The sequence below is a fragment of the Kitasatospora sp. NPDC051702 genome (genome assembly GCF_040681575.1).
Taxonomy (GTDB): domain Bacteria; phylum Actinomycetota; class Actinomycetes; order Streptomycetales; family Streptomycetaceae; genus Kitasatospora.
In genome coordinates this window covers 1-15,158 of the sequence record NZ_JBFAZB010000039.1, presented here as the reverse complement: position 1 = coordinate 15,158, position 15,158 = coordinate 1, and the positions used below count along the sequence as shown (strand labels likewise).

At 74.9% G+C, this 15,158-nt stretch carries 13 protein-coding genes; 7 read left to right on the top strand and 6 right to left on the bottom strand.

Annotation, left to right across the window (positions count from 1 at the left end):
* Window positions 1–117 precede the first annotated feature (117 nt).
* Window positions 118–1,323, top strand: coding sequence for a crosslink repair DNA glycosylase YcaQ family protein (locus tag AB0N04_RS27540; protein WP_360218104.1), 1,206 nt, complete (start codon window positions 118–120; stop codon window positions 1,321–1,323).
* Window positions 1,324–1,342: 19 nt separating this feature from the next.
* Here the strand turns inward: AB0N04_RS27540 and AB0N04_RS27535 are convergent, their stop codons facing one another.
* Window positions 1,343–2,101: a response regulator transcription factor gene (locus AB0N04_RS27535; protein WP_360218107.1), complete on the bottom strand. Its 759-nt coding sequence runs from the start codon at window positions 2,099–2,101 to the stop codon at window positions 1,343–1,345.
* Window positions 2,102–2,305: 204 nt separating this feature from the next.
* Window positions 2,306–2,998, bottom strand: coding sequence for a ribosome-associated translation inhibitor RaiA (raiA, locus tag AB0N04_RS27530; RefSeq protein ID WP_360218110.1), 693 nt, complete (start codon window positions 2,996–2,998; stop codon window positions 2,306–2,308).
* Between the two features lie 451 nt (window positions 2,999–3,449).
* Here raiA and AB0N04_RS27525 point away from each other — a divergent pair, with 451 nt between their 5' ends.
* Window positions 3,450–4,118 (top strand): phosphoribosyltransferase family protein, encoded by a 669-nt coding sequence (locus AB0N04_RS27525; protein ID WP_360218134.1) that lies wholly within the window; start codon window positions 3,450–3,452, stop codon window positions 4,116–4,118.
* An 87-nt stretch (window positions 4,119–4,205) separates the two neighbouring features.
* Here AB0N04_RS27525 and AB0N04_RS27520 read toward each other — a convergent pair whose 3' ends face one another.
* The 3 genes from AB0N04_RS27520 to mtrA form a co-directional block, all read right to left on the bottom strand.
* Entirely contained in the window at window positions 4,206–6,077 is a 1,872-nt protein-coding gene (locus tag AB0N04_RS27520) for an LpqB family beta-propeller domain-containing protein (protein WP_360218113.1), read from the bottom strand.
* Window positions 6,052–8,031, bottom strand: coding sequence for an MtrAB system histidine kinase MtrB (gene mtrB, locus AB0N04_RS27515; RefSeq protein WP_360218137.1), 1,980 nt, complete (start codon window positions 8,029–8,031; stop codon window positions 6,052–6,054). Before mtrB ends, AB0N04_RS27520 begins: the two co-directional genes overlap by 26 nt.
* A 118-nt stretch (window positions 8,032–8,149) precedes the next feature.
* Window positions 8,150–8,827: an MtrAB system response regulator MtrA gene (gene mtrA, locus AB0N04_RS27510; protein ID WP_030061806.1), complete on the bottom strand. Its 678-nt coding sequence runs from the start codon at window positions 8,825–8,827 to the stop codon at window positions 8,150–8,152.
* 286 nt (window positions 8,828–9,113) lie between these two features.
* Between mtrA and AB0N04_RS27505 the strand changes: the two genes are divergently transcribed.
* The 5 genes from AB0N04_RS27505 to AB0N04_RS27485 all read left to right on the top strand — a co-directional run bounded on the left by AB0N04_RS27505 (window position 9,114) and on the right by AB0N04_RS27485 (window position 14,553).
* The gene (locus AB0N04_RS27505) at window positions 9,114–10,286 is read left to right on the top strand and encodes a hypothetical protein (RefSeq protein WP_360218116.1); all 1,173 of its coding nucleotides are present in this window, start codon (window positions 9,114–9,116) and stop codon (window positions 10,284–10,286) included.
* A 5-nt stretch (window positions 10,287–10,291) separates the two neighbouring features.
* Window positions 10,292–10,963, top strand: coding sequence for a DUF4129 domain-containing protein (locus AB0N04_RS27500; RefSeq protein WP_360218119.1), 672 nt, complete (start codon window positions 10,292–10,294; stop codon window positions 10,961–10,963).
* Window positions 10,960–12,192 (top strand): DUF4350 domain-containing protein, encoded by a 1,233-nt coding sequence (locus tag AB0N04_RS27495; protein ID WP_360218122.1) that lies wholly within the window; start codon window positions 10,960–10,962, stop codon window positions 12,190–12,192. Before AB0N04_RS27500 ends, AB0N04_RS27495 begins: the two co-directional genes overlap by 4 nt.
* A 92-nt stretch (window positions 12,193–12,284) precedes the next feature.
* Entirely contained in the window at window positions 12,285–13,214 is a 930-nt protein-coding gene (locus tag AB0N04_RS27490; protein ID WP_360218140.1) for a MoxR family ATPase, read from the top strand.
* A gap of 28 nt (window positions 13,215–13,242) precedes the next feature.
* Complete coding sequence (locus tag AB0N04_RS27485; protein ID WP_360218125.1) at window positions 13,243–14,553, top strand: DUF58 domain-containing protein; 1,311 nt, start codon at window positions 13,243–13,245, stop codon at window positions 14,551–14,553.
* A 71-nt stretch (window positions 14,554–14,624) separates the two neighbouring features.
* Here the strand turns inward: AB0N04_RS27485 and AB0N04_RS27480 are convergent, their stop codons facing one another.
* Window positions 14,625–14,936 carry a hypothetical protein gene (locus tag AB0N04_RS27480; protein ID WP_360218128.1) on the bottom strand — a complete coding sequence of 104 codons (312 nt, stop codon included), beginning with the start codon at window positions 14,934–14,936 and terminating at the stop codon, window positions 14,625–14,627.
* Window positions 14,937–15,158 lie beyond the last annotated feature (222 nt).

Sequence of the window (15,158 nt, the reverse complement as noted above, 5' to 3'; positions counted from 1 at the left end):
CCCGGTACCGCCGCACCCGGCGCCCGCCGCCCACCCGGGCCCCGGGCCGCACCCGGACCCCGCACCCCGCCCCCGGTCGGCGCCCGGTTGTCGGTGCCCGCGACTACCCTCGCGGACATGACCGCCCTGCCTGCCGCCGGCGCCCCCGCCGGCCCGCCCGTCACCGTCCTCAGCGCCGACGACGCCCGCCGGATCGCCCTGCGGGCCCAGGGCCTGCTCGGCGCACCGGACCGCCGGAGCGGGGTGCGCGGCGTGCTCCGGCACCTGGGCGCCGTCCAGCTGGACACCATCTCGGTGCTGGCCCGCTCGCACGAGCTGGTGCCGTACGCCCGGCTCGGCGCGGTCGGCCGCCCGGCCGTCGAGGCGGCCTACTGGGGTGCCGGCACGAGTTTCGAGTACTGGTCGCACGCCGCCTGCGTCCTGCCGGTCGAGGAGTGGCCGCTGTTCGCCTTCCGGCGCCGCCGCTACCGCGAGCGCGGCCACCTCTGGGGCCACCAGGTCACCCCCGAGACGTACCGGCACGTGCTCGACAAGCTGCGCGCCGAGGGGCCGTTGACCTCCACCGAGCTGGGCGGCGCCAAGCGGACGGCCGAGTGGTGGGACTGGTCCGACACCAAGATCGCGGTCGAGCGCGCCCTGGCCTTCGGCGACGTGGTCTGCACCGAGCGCCGGAGCTGGAAGCGCGTCTACGCGCTGGCCGAACAGGCCGTCCCCGAAGCGCTGTTCGGCCAGGAGCCCGACGACGCGGAGTGTGTGCGGACCCTGGTCGCCCAGGCCGGTGCCGCGCTCGGCGTGGCCACCCGGGCCGATCTGCTGGACTACCACCGGCTGCGCGCCGAGGAGTTGGACGGCGTGCTCGGCGACTGCGGGCTGGTCCCGGTCGAGGTGGCCGGCTGGGGCCCCGGGGGTGCGCCGGCGGCGGCCTGGGCCGATCCGGCCGCACTGGCCGGCGCCCCGCGCGGCCGCCACCGCACCACGCTGCTCTCACCGTTCGACTCGCTGGTGTGGGACCGCGCGCGCACCGAGCGGATCTTCGGCATGACGCACCGGCTGGAGGCCTACACCCCCAAGCACAAGCGGGTGCACGGCTACTTCGCCATGCCGCTGCTGGCCGGGGGCCGGCTGGTCGGCCGGGTGGACCCGGCCCGCGAGGGCCGGACCCTGGTGGCCCGTCAGCTCTCGCTGGACTCCGCCCGGCACCTGGACGCCCTGGCCACCGCCCTGCGCGAGGCGGCGGCCTGGGTGGGCTGCGACGCCGTCCGGGTCGAGGCCCTGCACGACGAGCGGCTGCGCCCGGCCCTGGAGAAGCTCCTGGCGGCCTGAGGCCCGGGCGCCGCCCCGGTCACCCTATTTCGAGGATCTTCTCGCGCATCGCGTACACCACGGCCTCCATCCTGGAGTGCAGTTGGAGCTTCTCCAGGATGTTGCGCACGTGGTTCTTCACGGTGTTCTCGCTGATGAACAGCTCCTTGGCGATCTCCCGGTTGTTCATCCCGGTCGCCACCAGCTTCAGCACCTCCAACTCCCGGTCGGTGAGCCGGGGTGCGGGCACCAGGTCCCGGTCGTCGGAGCGGCGCTGGATCATCGACTTGAACTCGGTGAGCAGCTTGGAGGCCATCGAGGGGCTGATCTGGGACTGCCCGTCGGCGACCGCCCGGATCGCGGTGGCGACCTCGTCGGTGGAGATCTCCTTCAGCAGGTAGCCGGTGGCTCCGGCCTTGATCGCCTCGTAGAGGTCGGCCTCCTCGTCGCTTATCGTCAGCATGATGATCTTGGTGCTGGGCGCCACGTCCTTGATCGCGGTGCAGGCCTCGATCCCGCTGCGCCGCGGCATCCGCACGTCCATCAGGATGATGTCGGGCAGCAGGTCGGCGGCCTTCAGCACGGCCTCGGCGCCGTCCCCCGCCTCGCCGACGACCTTGATGTCCGGCTCCTCCGCGAGCACGATCTCCAGCCCCCGCCGGAACAGCGCGTGGTCGTCCACCACCAGCACGCGGATCGGCTCACCCCGGTGCGGCGCGTACGCGGGTTCCTCCTCCGGCCCCGGTGACAGTCCGGCGGCAGGCCCCCTGGCGGGCCCCAGCCCGAAGTGATCCCCCATCCGCTCCTCCCCCTTCGCGGGTCGTCGTGCGCCAATCATTCCACGCCCCGCAGCCGCCGCGGTCACCCTCCGGCGCCGATCGCTCCGCATCGGGTGACCCCCCGGGCCGCTCCTCGAGCGCGGTTCGAGCCGACCTGGCCCGGAACGCCGGTGACCCCGGCGGCCGGAGCCACCGGGGTCACCTCTCCATCACTGCTCGGACGGTCAGTCCTCGTCGCCGTTCGCCCCGATCGCCCCGCCCGCTCCACTACCCGAGCCGGCCGACGAGTCGGTCTGCAGGTGGATGACACCGTAGTGGTAGCCGTGGCGGCGGTAGACGACGCTCGGCAGGCCGCTGTCCTTCTCCACGAAGAGGTAGAAGTCGTGGCCGACCAGCTCCATCTCGTAGAGCGCCTGGTCCAGCGCCATGGGGGCGGCCGGGTGGGTCTTCTCCCGGACCACCAGCGGGCCTTCGCCCTCGACCTCCAGGGATCCCATCATGGTCTTGCGGACGGCGCCGTTGGTCTCGCTCTCCGGCGTGGCCGTCAGCGGCAGCGCGGCCAGCGGCGCGGTCGCCTCGGCGACGCTGATGGGGGTGCGGCCGTTGCCGCCCTTGTGCACCCGACGCCGGTCAGCCGACTTGCGCAGCTGTGCGTCGAGCTTCGCCGAGGCCAGGTCGAGCGCCGCGTACGGGTCCCCGGCGGCGGCTTCGGCCCGGATCACCGGCCCACGGGTACGGAGAGTGATCTCCACCCGCTCGGACCGGTCGGCCTGCCGCGGGTTGTGCTCCTTGGACACCTCGACGTCGAGGCTGATCACCTTGCCGTCGAACTTCTGGACCTTCTCCAGCTTCTCGGCCACGTGCTCGCGGAACCTCTTGGGCACCTCGGTCTTGCGGCCCTTGACGACGATGTCCACGCAGAACTCCGATCCCTCGTGCTGACGCCGATCCGGGTGCTACCGGATCGGGCTGAGACCCAGCTGGACCAGCCCATCCACTGCCGGCCCCCCGCCCCCGCCGCCAGCGACGGAAACGACTGGCCCTCACCTCACTTCCTCCCCACCAGGGACGGTTGAAACCCCCTGTGGGCTTATCGAACACCTCACACGGGGTTTTCGCCTCCCCAGGTGAGGACACGGGTATCACCCCGTACTGCGGGCAGGGCGGTCAAGCTGTTCCACCCTCTCTACCCTCCTGCGAGTGAAGCATGGGTGAATACCTGGACAACACCCCCCGTACGGCGCATCCTTTGCTCACTCTTCGTGCCTGCCGCCGCCAGGAGCAGCCGTGCCGACCACTCCCGCACCCACCCGTCCGCGCCCCGCCCAAGGGCCGTTCGGCCACGCACTGGCCGGGCTGCTGGACGTCCTGCTGCCGGCCCGCTGCGCGGGCTGCGGCGCCGAACGGAGCCAGCTCTGCCCGGTCTGCCGGCTCGCGCTGGCCACCGCCCGCCCCGGCCCCACCCCGCTGCCCTGGGTGCACGCCGCCGCCCCGTACGCCGACCCGGTCCGACAGCTGCTGCTCGCGCACAAGGAGCGCGGCGCGCTGCGGCTGGCCGGGCCGCTCGGCGAGGCGCTCGGCCGGGCCGTCCGCTCCTCGCTGGGTCCGCGGGCCGACGCCGCGCCGCTGCTGCTGGTCCCGATGCCCTCGACCCGGGCCGCCGTCCGCGCCCGCGGCCACGACCCGACGCTGCGGCTGGCCGGGGCCGCCGCCCGCTCGCTGCGCCGGGCCGGCCTGGACGTCCGGGCCGAGCCGCTGCTGCGGCACGCCCGCCCGGTCGCCGACCAGGCGGGGCTGGGCGCGGCCGAGCGCCGCCGCAACCTGCACGGTGCGCTGACGGTGCTGCCGCGCGCCGGCCGGGCCCTGGCTGGCCGTCAACCCGTCCTGGTGGACGACCTGGTGACCACCGGTGCCAGCCTGGCCGAGGCGGCCCGGGCGCTGGCCGACGCCGGGCTGCCGGCCCGGGCGGGCGCCGCGGTCGCCGCGGCGGGAGCGACGGGAGCAACGGGAACGGCCGGCCCGCGCCGGCCCGGCTGAGCGGCCCCGGAACCGCCGCCGCCCGGCCACGGGGGCCGGGCGGAGCGGATCGAGGCGGCCGAGGGGATCGACCCGGGTGAGCCCGGGTCAGCCCGGATAGAAGAAGGACCCCGCCTTGTCGGTGAGCGGGACCTCCCGCCACTGATTGCCGATCAGACGGTAGATCTTCCCCACCGCCACCGCGAGCACCGGCGGCGCCTGCGCCAGCGCGCTCCAGCGGGACTCGGAGGCCGAGACGGTGAGCATGCTGTCGGCGCCCGGGAGCGGGCCGTCGGTGCTCTGCGAGCCGTCGGTGCTGATGTAGTGCAGCTGCTGGATCCGGTCGGCCTCCTTGCCGAGCACGAGCAGCTGGTCCGCCTCCGCCCAGGAGACCGAGACGACGTCGGTGAGCGAGGGCGCGGCGCGGCGCAGCCCGACGATCTTCGCGGTGGGCGCCTCCGGGGTCCCGCCGTGCACCACCAGGCCGAACATCAGCGAACGGCTGGGCACACCGGCGGTCTTGACCACCAGTGCCACCCGGGCGCCGTCCGAGGAGATCTTCATCGCCTGCACGGTCTGCCCGTCCAGCTTCTCGACCGGCACGGGGTAGGCCTTGTTGCCGCGGACCATCACCACCCGCGGGGCCTGCGGGTTGCGGTCCACCACCCAGAGGTCGCCGCGGCCGTCCCAGCTGGGCGAGGCCAGCCCGTCCTCCTTGTCGGCGGTCCGCACCGGCGTGGCGAGCACCGGTTCGGGCAGCGCCACCGCGTTGTCGGAGAGCGGCACCGAGTAGAGCTGGTGGCCGTCGCCGCTGATCGCGGCGGCCCAGGAGCCGTCCCGGTTGACCGCGACGGTGCCGAGCGCGGGCTTGCCGGCCGGCTGCGGCTTGCCGAGGACGCCGCGCACCGGGTCCCCGTTGCGCTGTTCCTCGGTGACCATCAGGACGCCGTTGTCGGCGCGCTGGTAGTACTGCTGCGCGGGCGGCGGCCCGGCCAGGGCGCCGGGCCCGGTGGCCTGCACATCGCTGCGCGAGACGGCGCAGCTGCCGCGCTGCCCCTTCAGCTCCAGCCGCTCGACCTGCCCCTTGCCCTGGTCGGCCAGGGTGTAGAAGAGCTGGGTCGCCATCCGGCGGCAGGACACCCCGTCGGTGGTGTCGGCCCCGCCGAGCTGGACGTGGGCGACCCGGCTGTCGTCGACGGTCACCCGGTCGACGCGGGCGCCGCTCGGGAAGGCGGTCCGGGCGACCGGCGCGAGCCAATTCGAGGGCCCGGCGACCAGGGCCTTCGCGGCCATGGTCAGCGGGTCTATTCGGCGCCGCAGGTAGATCGGGTCGGCGATCAGCACCTCCTGGTCGGCCTTGCCGGTGGACACCGCGGACGGGTCCGGGGAGGTGTAGAAGAACCGGTCGACCTGGCGGTAGCTGTTCCGGAAGTTGGTCTCGTTCATGATCACGCCGGCCGGCAGCTTGTCGATCCGCCACTCGCCGTCCTTCTGCCGGACGAAGGTGAAGTCGGACGAGATGTCGCGCTGACCGTCCACCAGGACGTAGGACTGCTTCTCGTCGATCCTGGCGATCACCTGGCCCGTCACCGAGGCGGAGACCATGGTGTCCGTGTCGGTGACGTCCTGCCCGGACGGCAGGTTCGGGGTGGCGGCGGCGAGCACCTGGATCCCGGCGTCCGGGTTCCAGGTCGCCGCGGCCTCCTCGGTGAGGTACTTGCGCGCGGTCTCGTAGCCCTCGTCGGCCGTCACCGCGTCCAGGAAGCCGGTCAGCAGGGCGCGCGGTTTGGCGCCCTTGGCGGGCGCCACCGGGTAGACCCTGGCCTGCAGGTTACGGTCCGCCGCCCCCTGGGACAGCTCCACCTTGGAGATGCCGCCGGAGTCCGGCATCGCCGCGCAGCCGCTCGCCAGCAGGGCGCCGAGCACCATGCCGGCCACCGCCGTGAAGCGCGGCTCAGTCCCGCTGCTCGTCCTTCGCACGCTGCGACCCCTCCAGGTCCGTCCCGCCCGTCACGTCCGGCTCCGCCGTCCGCTGTGCCACCGACGGCCGTCCCGGCGTCGGGTCCACCATCACCTGGGCGCCGGTGGCACCGTACCCGGCCCCCGCCGTCCGCACGTCCGAGGGGTCCGCGCGCGGGCCCACGGGCAGCCGGCTCTGGCCCAGGCCGGGGCCGATGTTCAGCACCCCGCCGAGCCCGCTGCCGAAGCCGTTGACCGGCCCCTCCGGCGTCTCCGCCTGCTCCTCGGCGACGGTCAGCGCGGTCGCACCGGACGGGCTGATCGCCCGCCGGTACGGCGTGCCGTAGGCGCCCAGTCCGCGGTTGTTGCGGGAGTCCTCCGGCTCCAGCCGGAACGGCGCCCGGCTGATCTCGCCGCCGCGGGTGCGGGGCAGGGTGAGCCGGAAGTGCGAGCCGCCGCCGGGCTCGCCCCAGGCCTGCAGCCAGCCGCCGTGCAGGTGCGCGTCCTCGACCGCGATGGACAGGCCGAGGCCGGTGCCGCCGGTGGTCCGCACCCGGGACGGGTCGGCCCGCCAGAAGCGGTGGAACACCCGGGACGCCTCGCCGGGCTTGAGGCCGATGCCGTAGTCGCGCACGCCGACCGCGACCGCGCCGTCGGCCGAGCCCAGCCGGACCACCACGTCGCGGCCCTCGCCGTGCTCCAGCGCGTTGACCACCAGGTTGCGCAGGATGCGCTCGATCCGGCGGGAGTCGACCTCCGCGAGCACGGGCTCGCCGTCGCCGCGGATCACCACGGCGCTGCCCTTCGCCTCGGCGAGCGGTTCGGCGGCCTCGACCACCCGGCCGACGATCTCGCGCAGGTCGACCGGTTCGGCGTCCAGGATCGCGGCGCCGGCGTCGAACCGGCTGATCTCCAGCAGGTCGGCCAGCAGCGACTCGAAGCGGTCCAGCTGGCCCTGCAGCAGCTCCGCCGAGCGGGCCGCCATCGGGTCCAGGTCCTCGCGGCTGTCGTAGATGAGGTCGGCGGCCATCCGGACGGTGGTCAGCGGGGTTCGCAGCTCGTGCGAGACGTCGGAGACGAAGCGCCGCTGCACCCTGGACAGCTCCTCCAGCTGGCGGATCTGCGCCTGCAGGGCGTTGGCCATCCGGTTGAACGACTCCCCGAGGCGGGCGATGTCGTCCGTACCGGTGACCTTCATCCGCTCCTCGAGGTGCCCGTCGGCGAGCCGCTCGGAGATGCCGGCGGCCATCCGCACCGGGGTGACCACCTGGCGCACCACGACCCAGGCGATGCCGCCCATGAGGATCACCACGAACACGCCGGCGGTCGCCAGGGTGCCGGTGATCAGGTTCAGGGTGTCCGTCTCCTGGCCGAAGGAGAACACGTAGAACATCTGGTAGCTGTTGCCGGCCGGGCCGCTGAACTGCATGCCGAGGGCCAGCCCGGGCTCGGTCCGGTCGTCGGCCCGCTGGATCCGGGTCGGCTGGTCGTACATCTGGCCGGCCTCGGTGTACACCTTGTCGCGCAGGGTGTCCGGGACGCTGCTGGGCAGGATGTCGCCCGAGTAGCGGGGCGCGAAGCCGGTCTCCGGGACGATCGCGTCGGTGCCGGGGGCCATCGCGATCACCGAGTAGACGGTCTGCCCGCTCGCGGCCAGGTCGTTGACCTGGCGCAGCAGCCAGGTGCCGGTCTCCTCGGTGGTGGGGTCGGCGGTGGCACCGACCCGCACCCGCTGGTCCTTCGCCTCGTCGATCTTCTTCTGCTCGGCCTGGAAGCCGATCCTGGCCTGCTCGCGGGCGGCCGCCATCTTGGTGTCGAGCAGCCCGGTGCGCACCTGCGCCACCACGACCACGCCGAGCACCAGGACGACCGCGATGGAGGCCAGCAGGGAGACCGCGACCACGCGCAGCTGGATCGACCGCCGGTAGAGGGCGGTCACCCGGCGCGTGGGGCGGCGCAGCTGCCGGGTCAGCAACGCGTACGCGGCCGCGCGGCGGCGCTTGCGGGTGGTCGAGCTCAGCACGGACCCGCGAACGGAGTCGGCCCCGTCGGTCGCGGTACCCGACGGGGCTTCGTCAGCCTGGTGCGTCACGTCAGCTGGGTCCGGCCTTGTAGCCGACGCCGCGGACGGTCACCACGATCTCGGGGCGCTCCGGGTCCTTCTCGATCTTCGACCGCAGGCGCTGCACGTGGACGTTGACCAGGCGGGTGTCCGCCGCGTGGCGGTAGCCCCAGACCTGCTCCAGCAGCACCTCGCGGGTGAACACCTGCCAGGGCTTGCGGGCGAGCGCGACCAGCAGGTCGAACTCCAGCGGGGTCAGCGGGATGCCCCGGCCGTCCCGCTTGACCGAGTGGCCGGCCACGTCGATCACGAGGTCGCCGATGGTCAGCTGCTCGGGGGTGGGCTCCTCGGCGCGGCGCAACCGGGCGCGCACCCGGGCCACCAGCTCCTTGGGCTTGAACGGCTTGGTGACGTAGTCGTCGGCACCCGACTCCAGGCCCACCACGACGTCGACCGTGTCGGTCTTCGCGGTCAGCATGACGATCGGGATCCCGGACTCCGCCCGGATCTGCCGGCAGACGTCGATGCCGTCCCGGCCGGGCAGCATGAGGTCCAGCAGGACCAGGTCGGGCTTGGTCTCCCGGAACGCGGCTAGCGCCTTGTCCCCATCCGCGACGAAAAACGGCTCAAAACCCTCACCACGCAGCACGATGCCGAGCATCTCGGCCAGTGCGGAGTCGTCATCAACGACGAGGACGCGTCCCTTCATGCGTCCATCCTCTCATTACCGGATTGTGACCTGCCGCACAGCAGTGCCAATGCTCCACAACGGCCAACTCGCCGGGCGTCCATTTCCGGCCATACCGGACGAATGGCCCGCACCGGAGTACCTCCGCACCCTCCGCGGCCCACCACCCGCCCACCACGGGGCCCGGCTTGCCGATCATCGAGCGGCTGCCCCTGGGGCCCGTCCTGGCCCCATGGCACGATGGGCGCTGCGCGCGGGCGAAAGATCCGCCCGGAACCGCGCCCGTGACGCCCTCCGAGGAGCAGTGATGACCGACACTCCGGGCTGGGCCTCGCCCGGCTCGTCCGAGCCGCCCCGCGGCGACGCCCGGCCGCCGGCCGACGCGCCCGCCGCCGTGCCCGGGCCGTCGGCACCCCCGCAGGGCCACCCCGCACCCCGGTGGAACGCCCCGCCCGCCCTGACCGGCGGCGGGCCCGCCGGAGGCGGCGGCCCCCACCCGTACGGCTGGGGAGCCCCGCAGAGCCCCAAGCCCGGCGTCATCCCGCTGCGCCCGCTCGGCGTCGGCGAACTCCTCGACGGCTCCGTCGCCACCATCCGCAGGCACTGGCGGACGGCGCTCCCGCTCGCGCTCGGCATCGCCGTGATCCAGCAGGCCGGGGTCGTCGCCGCCGGCCAGCTGGTCACGGGCAGGACCGGACCGGCCACCCAGGTGGTGATCCTGCTGGCCACCCTGCCGCTGCGGGTGCTGGGCAGCGTGGTCGCCGTCTCCCTGCTCACCGTGGTCGTCAGCCGCGCCGTCCTCGGCCGGTCCGCGACCGCCGGGGACGCATGGCGCGACGCCCGTCCCCGGGTGCTGCAGCTGCTCGGACTGACCGTGCTCACCGGCCTGATGTCCGGCGGCGTGGTGCTGCTCGGGTTCAGCCCCTGGTACTTCTACCGATCCGGCGGCTCCGGCGAGCCAGCCACCGAGGCACTGCTGTTCCTCGTCGGCTTCCTGACCCTCCCGGTCGCCGCCTGGCTGTGGATCCGGTTCAGCCTGGCCGCCCCCGCCCTGATGCTGGAGAAGCAGGGCGTGGTCACCGCGCTGTCCCGCTCCCGGCGCCTGGTCCGCGGCTCCTGGTGGCGGATCTTCGGCGTCACGCTGCTCGGCGAGGTGCTGTCCTTCATCGTGGCGATGGTCATCGCCGTCCCGTTCCGCTTCCTCGGGCTCGTCCTCGGCTTCGACGACGTCGACCGCCAGGTCGACCTCAACAGCATCGCCCACCAGCCGGCCGCCATGCTGGTCACCACCGCCGTCGCTGGCATCATCGCGGCCACCCTCACCATCCCCTTCCTGGCCGCCCTGAACGTGCTGATCTACGTCGACCAGCGGATCCGCCGCGAGGCCCTCGACATCGAACTGGCCCGCGCCGCCGGCCTCGCCGAGCCCGACGGCGCCGGCCGGGGCGACCGGGCCGGCCCCGGCCCGGCGAGGCGCTGACGCGGATGCCTACCTGGGGGGACGGGCTCCTCGTCGCGGGCGGCGCCCCGGTCACCGTGCCGCGGGACCCGGCGCGCGACGCCGCCCGCGACGAACTGCTCGACGCGGAGTACCACAAGCACGACCCGAGCGTCCTGGAACGGGTCATGAGCTGGCTCAACGACCACATCACCGGAGCGCTGGACGGCATCTCCGGCACCGGCACCAGCGGCACCACCGGCCTGGTGCTCTTCCTGGTCGTCGCCGTCCTGATCGGCGCCGCACTCTGGTGGCGCCTGGGCGCACCCCGCCGCGCGGCCCGCACCGTCCTGGACGTCTACGGCGACGAGGGCCCGCGCCGCGCCGCCCAGTACCGGGCCGACGCCGAACGGCACGCCGCCGCCGGGCAGTGGGCCGAGGCCGTCCGCGCCCGGATGCGCGCCCTCGTCCGGGGCCTGGAGGAGCGCACTCTGCTCGACGCCCGCCCCGGCCGCACCGCCGACGAGGCCGCCGCCGAGGCCGGCCGGGCACTGCCCCGGCACGCCGCCGCGCTGGCCGGCGCCGCCCGCACCTTCGACGACATCGCCTACGGCGAGCGCACCGCCGACCAGGCCGCCTACCAGCTGCTGAGCGACCTCGACCGGGCCCTGGAACGCGCCCGGCCGGACCTCGACACGGCCCCGGAAGGAGCGGAATGACCAGCACCGCCCCCGCGCCTCCCGCCGAGGCCGGGACCGCCCGCCCCGCCCCCGGCGGGACGGCCCCGAGCAGCCTCGCCCCCACCGGGCGGGGCCTGTGGCGCCGGGCCCGCTGGTACCTGGCCGCCCTCGCCGTCCTGCTGATCGGCGCCACCGCGGTGGCCGCGCTCGGCCAGGACCGCCGCTACCCGCCGCTCGACCCGCGCTCCTACGACAGCGACGGCACCCGCGCCGTCCTCGCCCTGCTCGAGCAGCAGGGCCTGCGGACCACGATCAGCACCGACCCGACCCTGCGCCCCACCGGGCCCGACACCCTCGTCCTGCCCGAGCCCGACCTGCTCACCCCGGCCGAACTGCGGGCCGTCGCCGGCGCCCGGCACGAGCGGCTGGTGCTCGTCGCCCCCGGACCGGCCGCCCTCAGCGCCCTGGCCCCCGGCATCCGCCCCTCCGAGGAGGACGGCGGCCCGCCCTACGCCACCGTCCGCAGCACTCCCGCCCGGTGCCCGCTCACCGAGGCCGTCCGGGCCGGCAGCGCCGGGATCGGCGGCATGCTCTACACCAGTGGCAGCCGCGGTCAGGGCTGCTACCCGCGCGGCCACGGCTACCCGCTGGTCAGCGCCCCCGCCCCGGGCGGCGAGGTCATCGTGCTCGGCACCGGCGACTTCCTGCAGAACGGCGAGCTCGCCGAGGACGGCAACGCCGCCCTCGCCCTCGGGCTGCTCGGCTCCCGGCCCCACCTGACCTGGCACCTGCCCGACTACACCGCGCCGCTCGCCGAAGGCACCCGGAACCGGACCTTCGGCGACTACATCCCGGACGGCTGGCGCTGGGCCGGCTACCAGCTCGCCGTGGCCGCCGTCCTGGCCGCCCTCTGGCGCGGCCGCCGCCTCGGCCCGGTGATCAGCGAGAACCTGCCCGTGGTGGTCCGCGCCGCCGAGACCACTGAGGGCCGCGCCCGGCTCTACCGCCGGGCCAGGGCCCACGGCCGCGCCGCCGAGGCCCTGCGCCGGGCCGCCGCCCACCGCATCGCCCCGGCCCTCGGCGTCCCGCCCCGGGCCGGCGCACCCGACCCCGAGGCGCTCTGCGCCGCGGTGGCCGACCGCCTCCCCGAACGACCCGCCGGGGACGTCCGGGCCCTCCTCTACGGCCCGCCCCCGACCGACGACGCCGCACTGCTGCGGCTCGCCGACGACCTCGACGCCCTCGAAAGGCAGGTACGGAACCCGTGACCGAACAGGCCACCGCCACCCCCACCAGCACCCCCGGCGCGGCGGCTGCCACCCCGGGCACCCCCGGCACCGCCACCGACCCCCGCCAGGCGCTGACCGCCCTGCGCGCCGAGATCGGCAAGGCCGTGGTCGGCCAGGACGCCGCCGTCACCGGTCTGGTCGTCGCCCTGCTGTGCGGCGGCCACGTGCTGCTGGAGGGCGTCCCGGGCGTCGCCAAGACCCTGCTGGTGCGCGCCCTGTCCACCGCGCTCAGCCTGGACACCAAGCGCATCCAGTTCACCCCCGACCTGATGCCCGGCGACGTCACCGGCTCCCTCGTCTACGACGCCCGCACCGCCGAGTTCTCCTTCCAGCCCGGCCCGGTCTTCACCAACCTGCTGCTCGCCGACGAGATCAACCGCACCCCGCCCAAGACCCAGGCCGCCCTGCTGGAGGCCATGGAGGAGCACCAGGTCACCGTCGACGGCGAGCCCCGCGCGCTGCCCGTCCCGTTCCTGGTCGCCGCCACCCAGAACCCGGTCGAGTACGAGGGCACCTACCCCCTGCCCGAGGCCCAGCTCGACCGTTTCCTGCTCAAGCTGGTCCTGCCGCTGCCCGACCGCGACCAGGAGTTCCAGGTGCTCTCCCGGCACGCCGCCGGATTCGACCCCCGCGACCTCGCCGCGGCCGGCGTCCGCCCCGTCGCCGGGCCCGAGCACCTGGCCGCCGCCCGCCGGCAGATCGCCGAACTGACCGTCTCCCCCGAGGTCCTCGCCTACATCGTCGACCTCTGCCGGGCCACCCGGCAGTCGCCCTCGCTGTCCATGGGCGTCTCGCCGCGCGGCGCCACCGCCCTGCTCCGCGCCTCGCGCGCCTGGGCCTGGCTCGCCGGACGCGACTACGTCACCCCGGACGACGTCAAGGCACTCGCCCTGCCCACCCTGCGCCACCGCGTCGCACTGCGCGCCGAGGCCGAGATGGAGGGCGTCACCGCCGACTCCGTCATCCAGGCCGTCCTCGCCCAGACGCCCGCCCCCCGCTGAACCGCCCGTTCCGGAAGGAGCGCACCGCATGGCCCTCACCGGGCGAACCGCCCTGCTCGCCGCCCTCGGCGCGGTCCTCGTGGGCCTGGTGCTGCCCTCCTGGGCCGGGATCGGCCTGGCCAGCGGCACGGTCCTGCTCGCCGCCCTCGTCGACCTGGTGCTCGCCGCCCCCGTCCGCAGCCTCCGGCTCGGCCGGGGCGGCGACACCACCGTCCGGCTCGGCGAGTCCGCCCGCGTCGAACTGACCGTCACCAACCCGTCCGGACGCCCCCTCAGGGCCCGGATCCGCGACGCCTGGGGCCCCTCCGCCTGGCAGCCCGGCACCGCCGTGGCGGCGTCCCGGCACACCCTGCTCGTCCCCGGCGGCGAACGGCGCCGGACCGTCACCGTCCTCGCCCCGACCCGCCGCGGCGACCACCACGCGCACCGGATGACGGTCCGTTCCCTCGGCCCGCTCGGCCTGGCGGGGCGTCAGGGCTCGCACGACCTGCCCTGGACGGTCCGCGCCCTGCCCCCGTTCGCCAGCCGCAAGCACCTGCCCTCCCGGCTCGCCAGACTGCGCGAACTCGACGGCCGCACCTCCGTCCTGACCCGCGGCCAGGGCACCGAGTTCGACTCCCTGCGCGAGTACCTGCCCGGCGACGACGTCCGCTCCATCGACTGGCGGGCCAGTGCCCGGCGCAACACCGTCGCCGTCCGCACCTGGCGCCCCGAACGCGACCGGCACATCCTCGTCGTCCTCGACACCGGCCGCACCTCCGCCGGCCGCGTCGGCGACGCCCCCCGCCTGGACGCCGCGCTCGACGCCGCCCTGCTCCTCACCGCCCTCGCCACCCGCGCCGGCGACCGGGTCGACCTGCTCGCCCACGACGCCCGCAAGCGCGCCGCGGTGGCCGGCGCCCCGCCCAGCGAGGTCCTCCAGGCGTTCACCAACACGATGGCCGCCCTGGAACCGGACCTCCACGACACCGACATGCGCGCGCTGGTCTCCACCGCCCTGCGGATGGCCCCCCACCGCTCGCTCGTCGTCCTCCTCACCGGCCTCGACGCGGCCCCCGTCGAGGACGGCCTGCGCCCGCTGCTGCCGTTGCTCACCAAGCGCCACGAGGTCGTCCTGGCCTCCGTCGCCGACCCCCGGCTGGACGTCCTCGCCGCGGGCCGCGGCACCCTGGAGGCCGTCTACGGAGCCGCCGCCGCGGAACAGACCCGCGCCGACCGCCGCGCCACCGCCGAGCGCCTCACCCGCCTCGGGGTGACCGTCCTCGACGCCCCTCCCGCCCAGCTCGCCCCGGCCCTCGCCGACACCTACCTCGCCCTCAAGGCGGCCGGGCGGCTCTGACCGCCCGTCTGCCCGCCTGCCCGCGAGACCGCGCCCGCCTCCGGCAGTGCCCCGGGGGCGGACACCCGGGGTCAGACGGCGGAGAGGTGCAGCTTGAACGGCGAACCGCTCGAGCCGGGCGTCCAGCCGTTCGACCGCGCCGCCCGGATGCCCGCGGCGACCTCACCCGGCAGGACGACCTCCCCCCGCGCCGTGTCCGGTACCGAGGCGGAAGGCCGACTGGTCTCCACCACGAGCGTCGTACCGGGACGCGCCACGTCCTCCACCACGTAGCCCAGGGTGCTGCCCTCGTAGTCGCAGCACCAGTGCCTCCGGCTCACCCGCCAGCGGTACTCGACGCCGTCGACGACGATGCGCCGGGAGCCCTTCTTCACCAGTGCCACTCTTCGCCCCTCTTCGCCCGCCGGCTGCTCGTACAGGTCCGTCGGTCAGCAGTCTCCCGGTACGGCGACCGCGGTGTCACCGGAATTGCCCCGGAGGACCGGCGCGGTCGTACGGCGCTCCGCCCCCAACGCAAAGAACCCCCGCCGGATATCCCGGCGGGGGTTCTTCGTGAATGATTGTTCGGCGGCGTCCTACTCTCCCACAGGGTCCCCCCTGCAGTA

Coding starts and splice junctions, on each gene's coding strand:
- AB0N04_RS27495 (WP_360218122.1), top strand. CDS start 10,960: ATGACCAGCACCGCCCCCGCGCCTCCCGCCGAGGCCGGGACCGCCCGC.
- AB0N04_RS27500 (WP_360218119.1), top strand. CDS start 10,292: ATGCCTACCTGGGGGGACGGGCTCCTCGTCGCGGGCGGCGCCCCGGTC.
- mtrA (WP_030061806.1), bottom strand. CDS start 8,827: ATGAAGGGACGCGTCCTCGTCGTTGATGACGACTCCGCACTGGCCGAG.
- AB0N04_RS27505 (WP_360218116.1), top strand. CDS start 9,114: ATGACCGACACTCCGGGCTGGGCCTCGCCCGGCTCGTCCGAGCCGCCC.
- AB0N04_RS27535 (WP_360218107.1), bottom strand. CDS start 2,101: ATGGGGGATCACTTCGGGCTGGGGCCCGCCAGGGGGCCTGCCGCCGGA.
- AB0N04_RS27540 (WP_360218104.1), top strand. CDS start 118: ATGACCGCCCTGCCTGCCGCCGGCGCCCCCGCCGGCCCGCCCGTCACC.
- AB0N04_RS27485 (WP_360218125.1), top strand. CDS start 13,243: ATGGCCCTCACCGGGCGAACCGCCCTGCTCGCCGCCCTCGGCGCGGTC.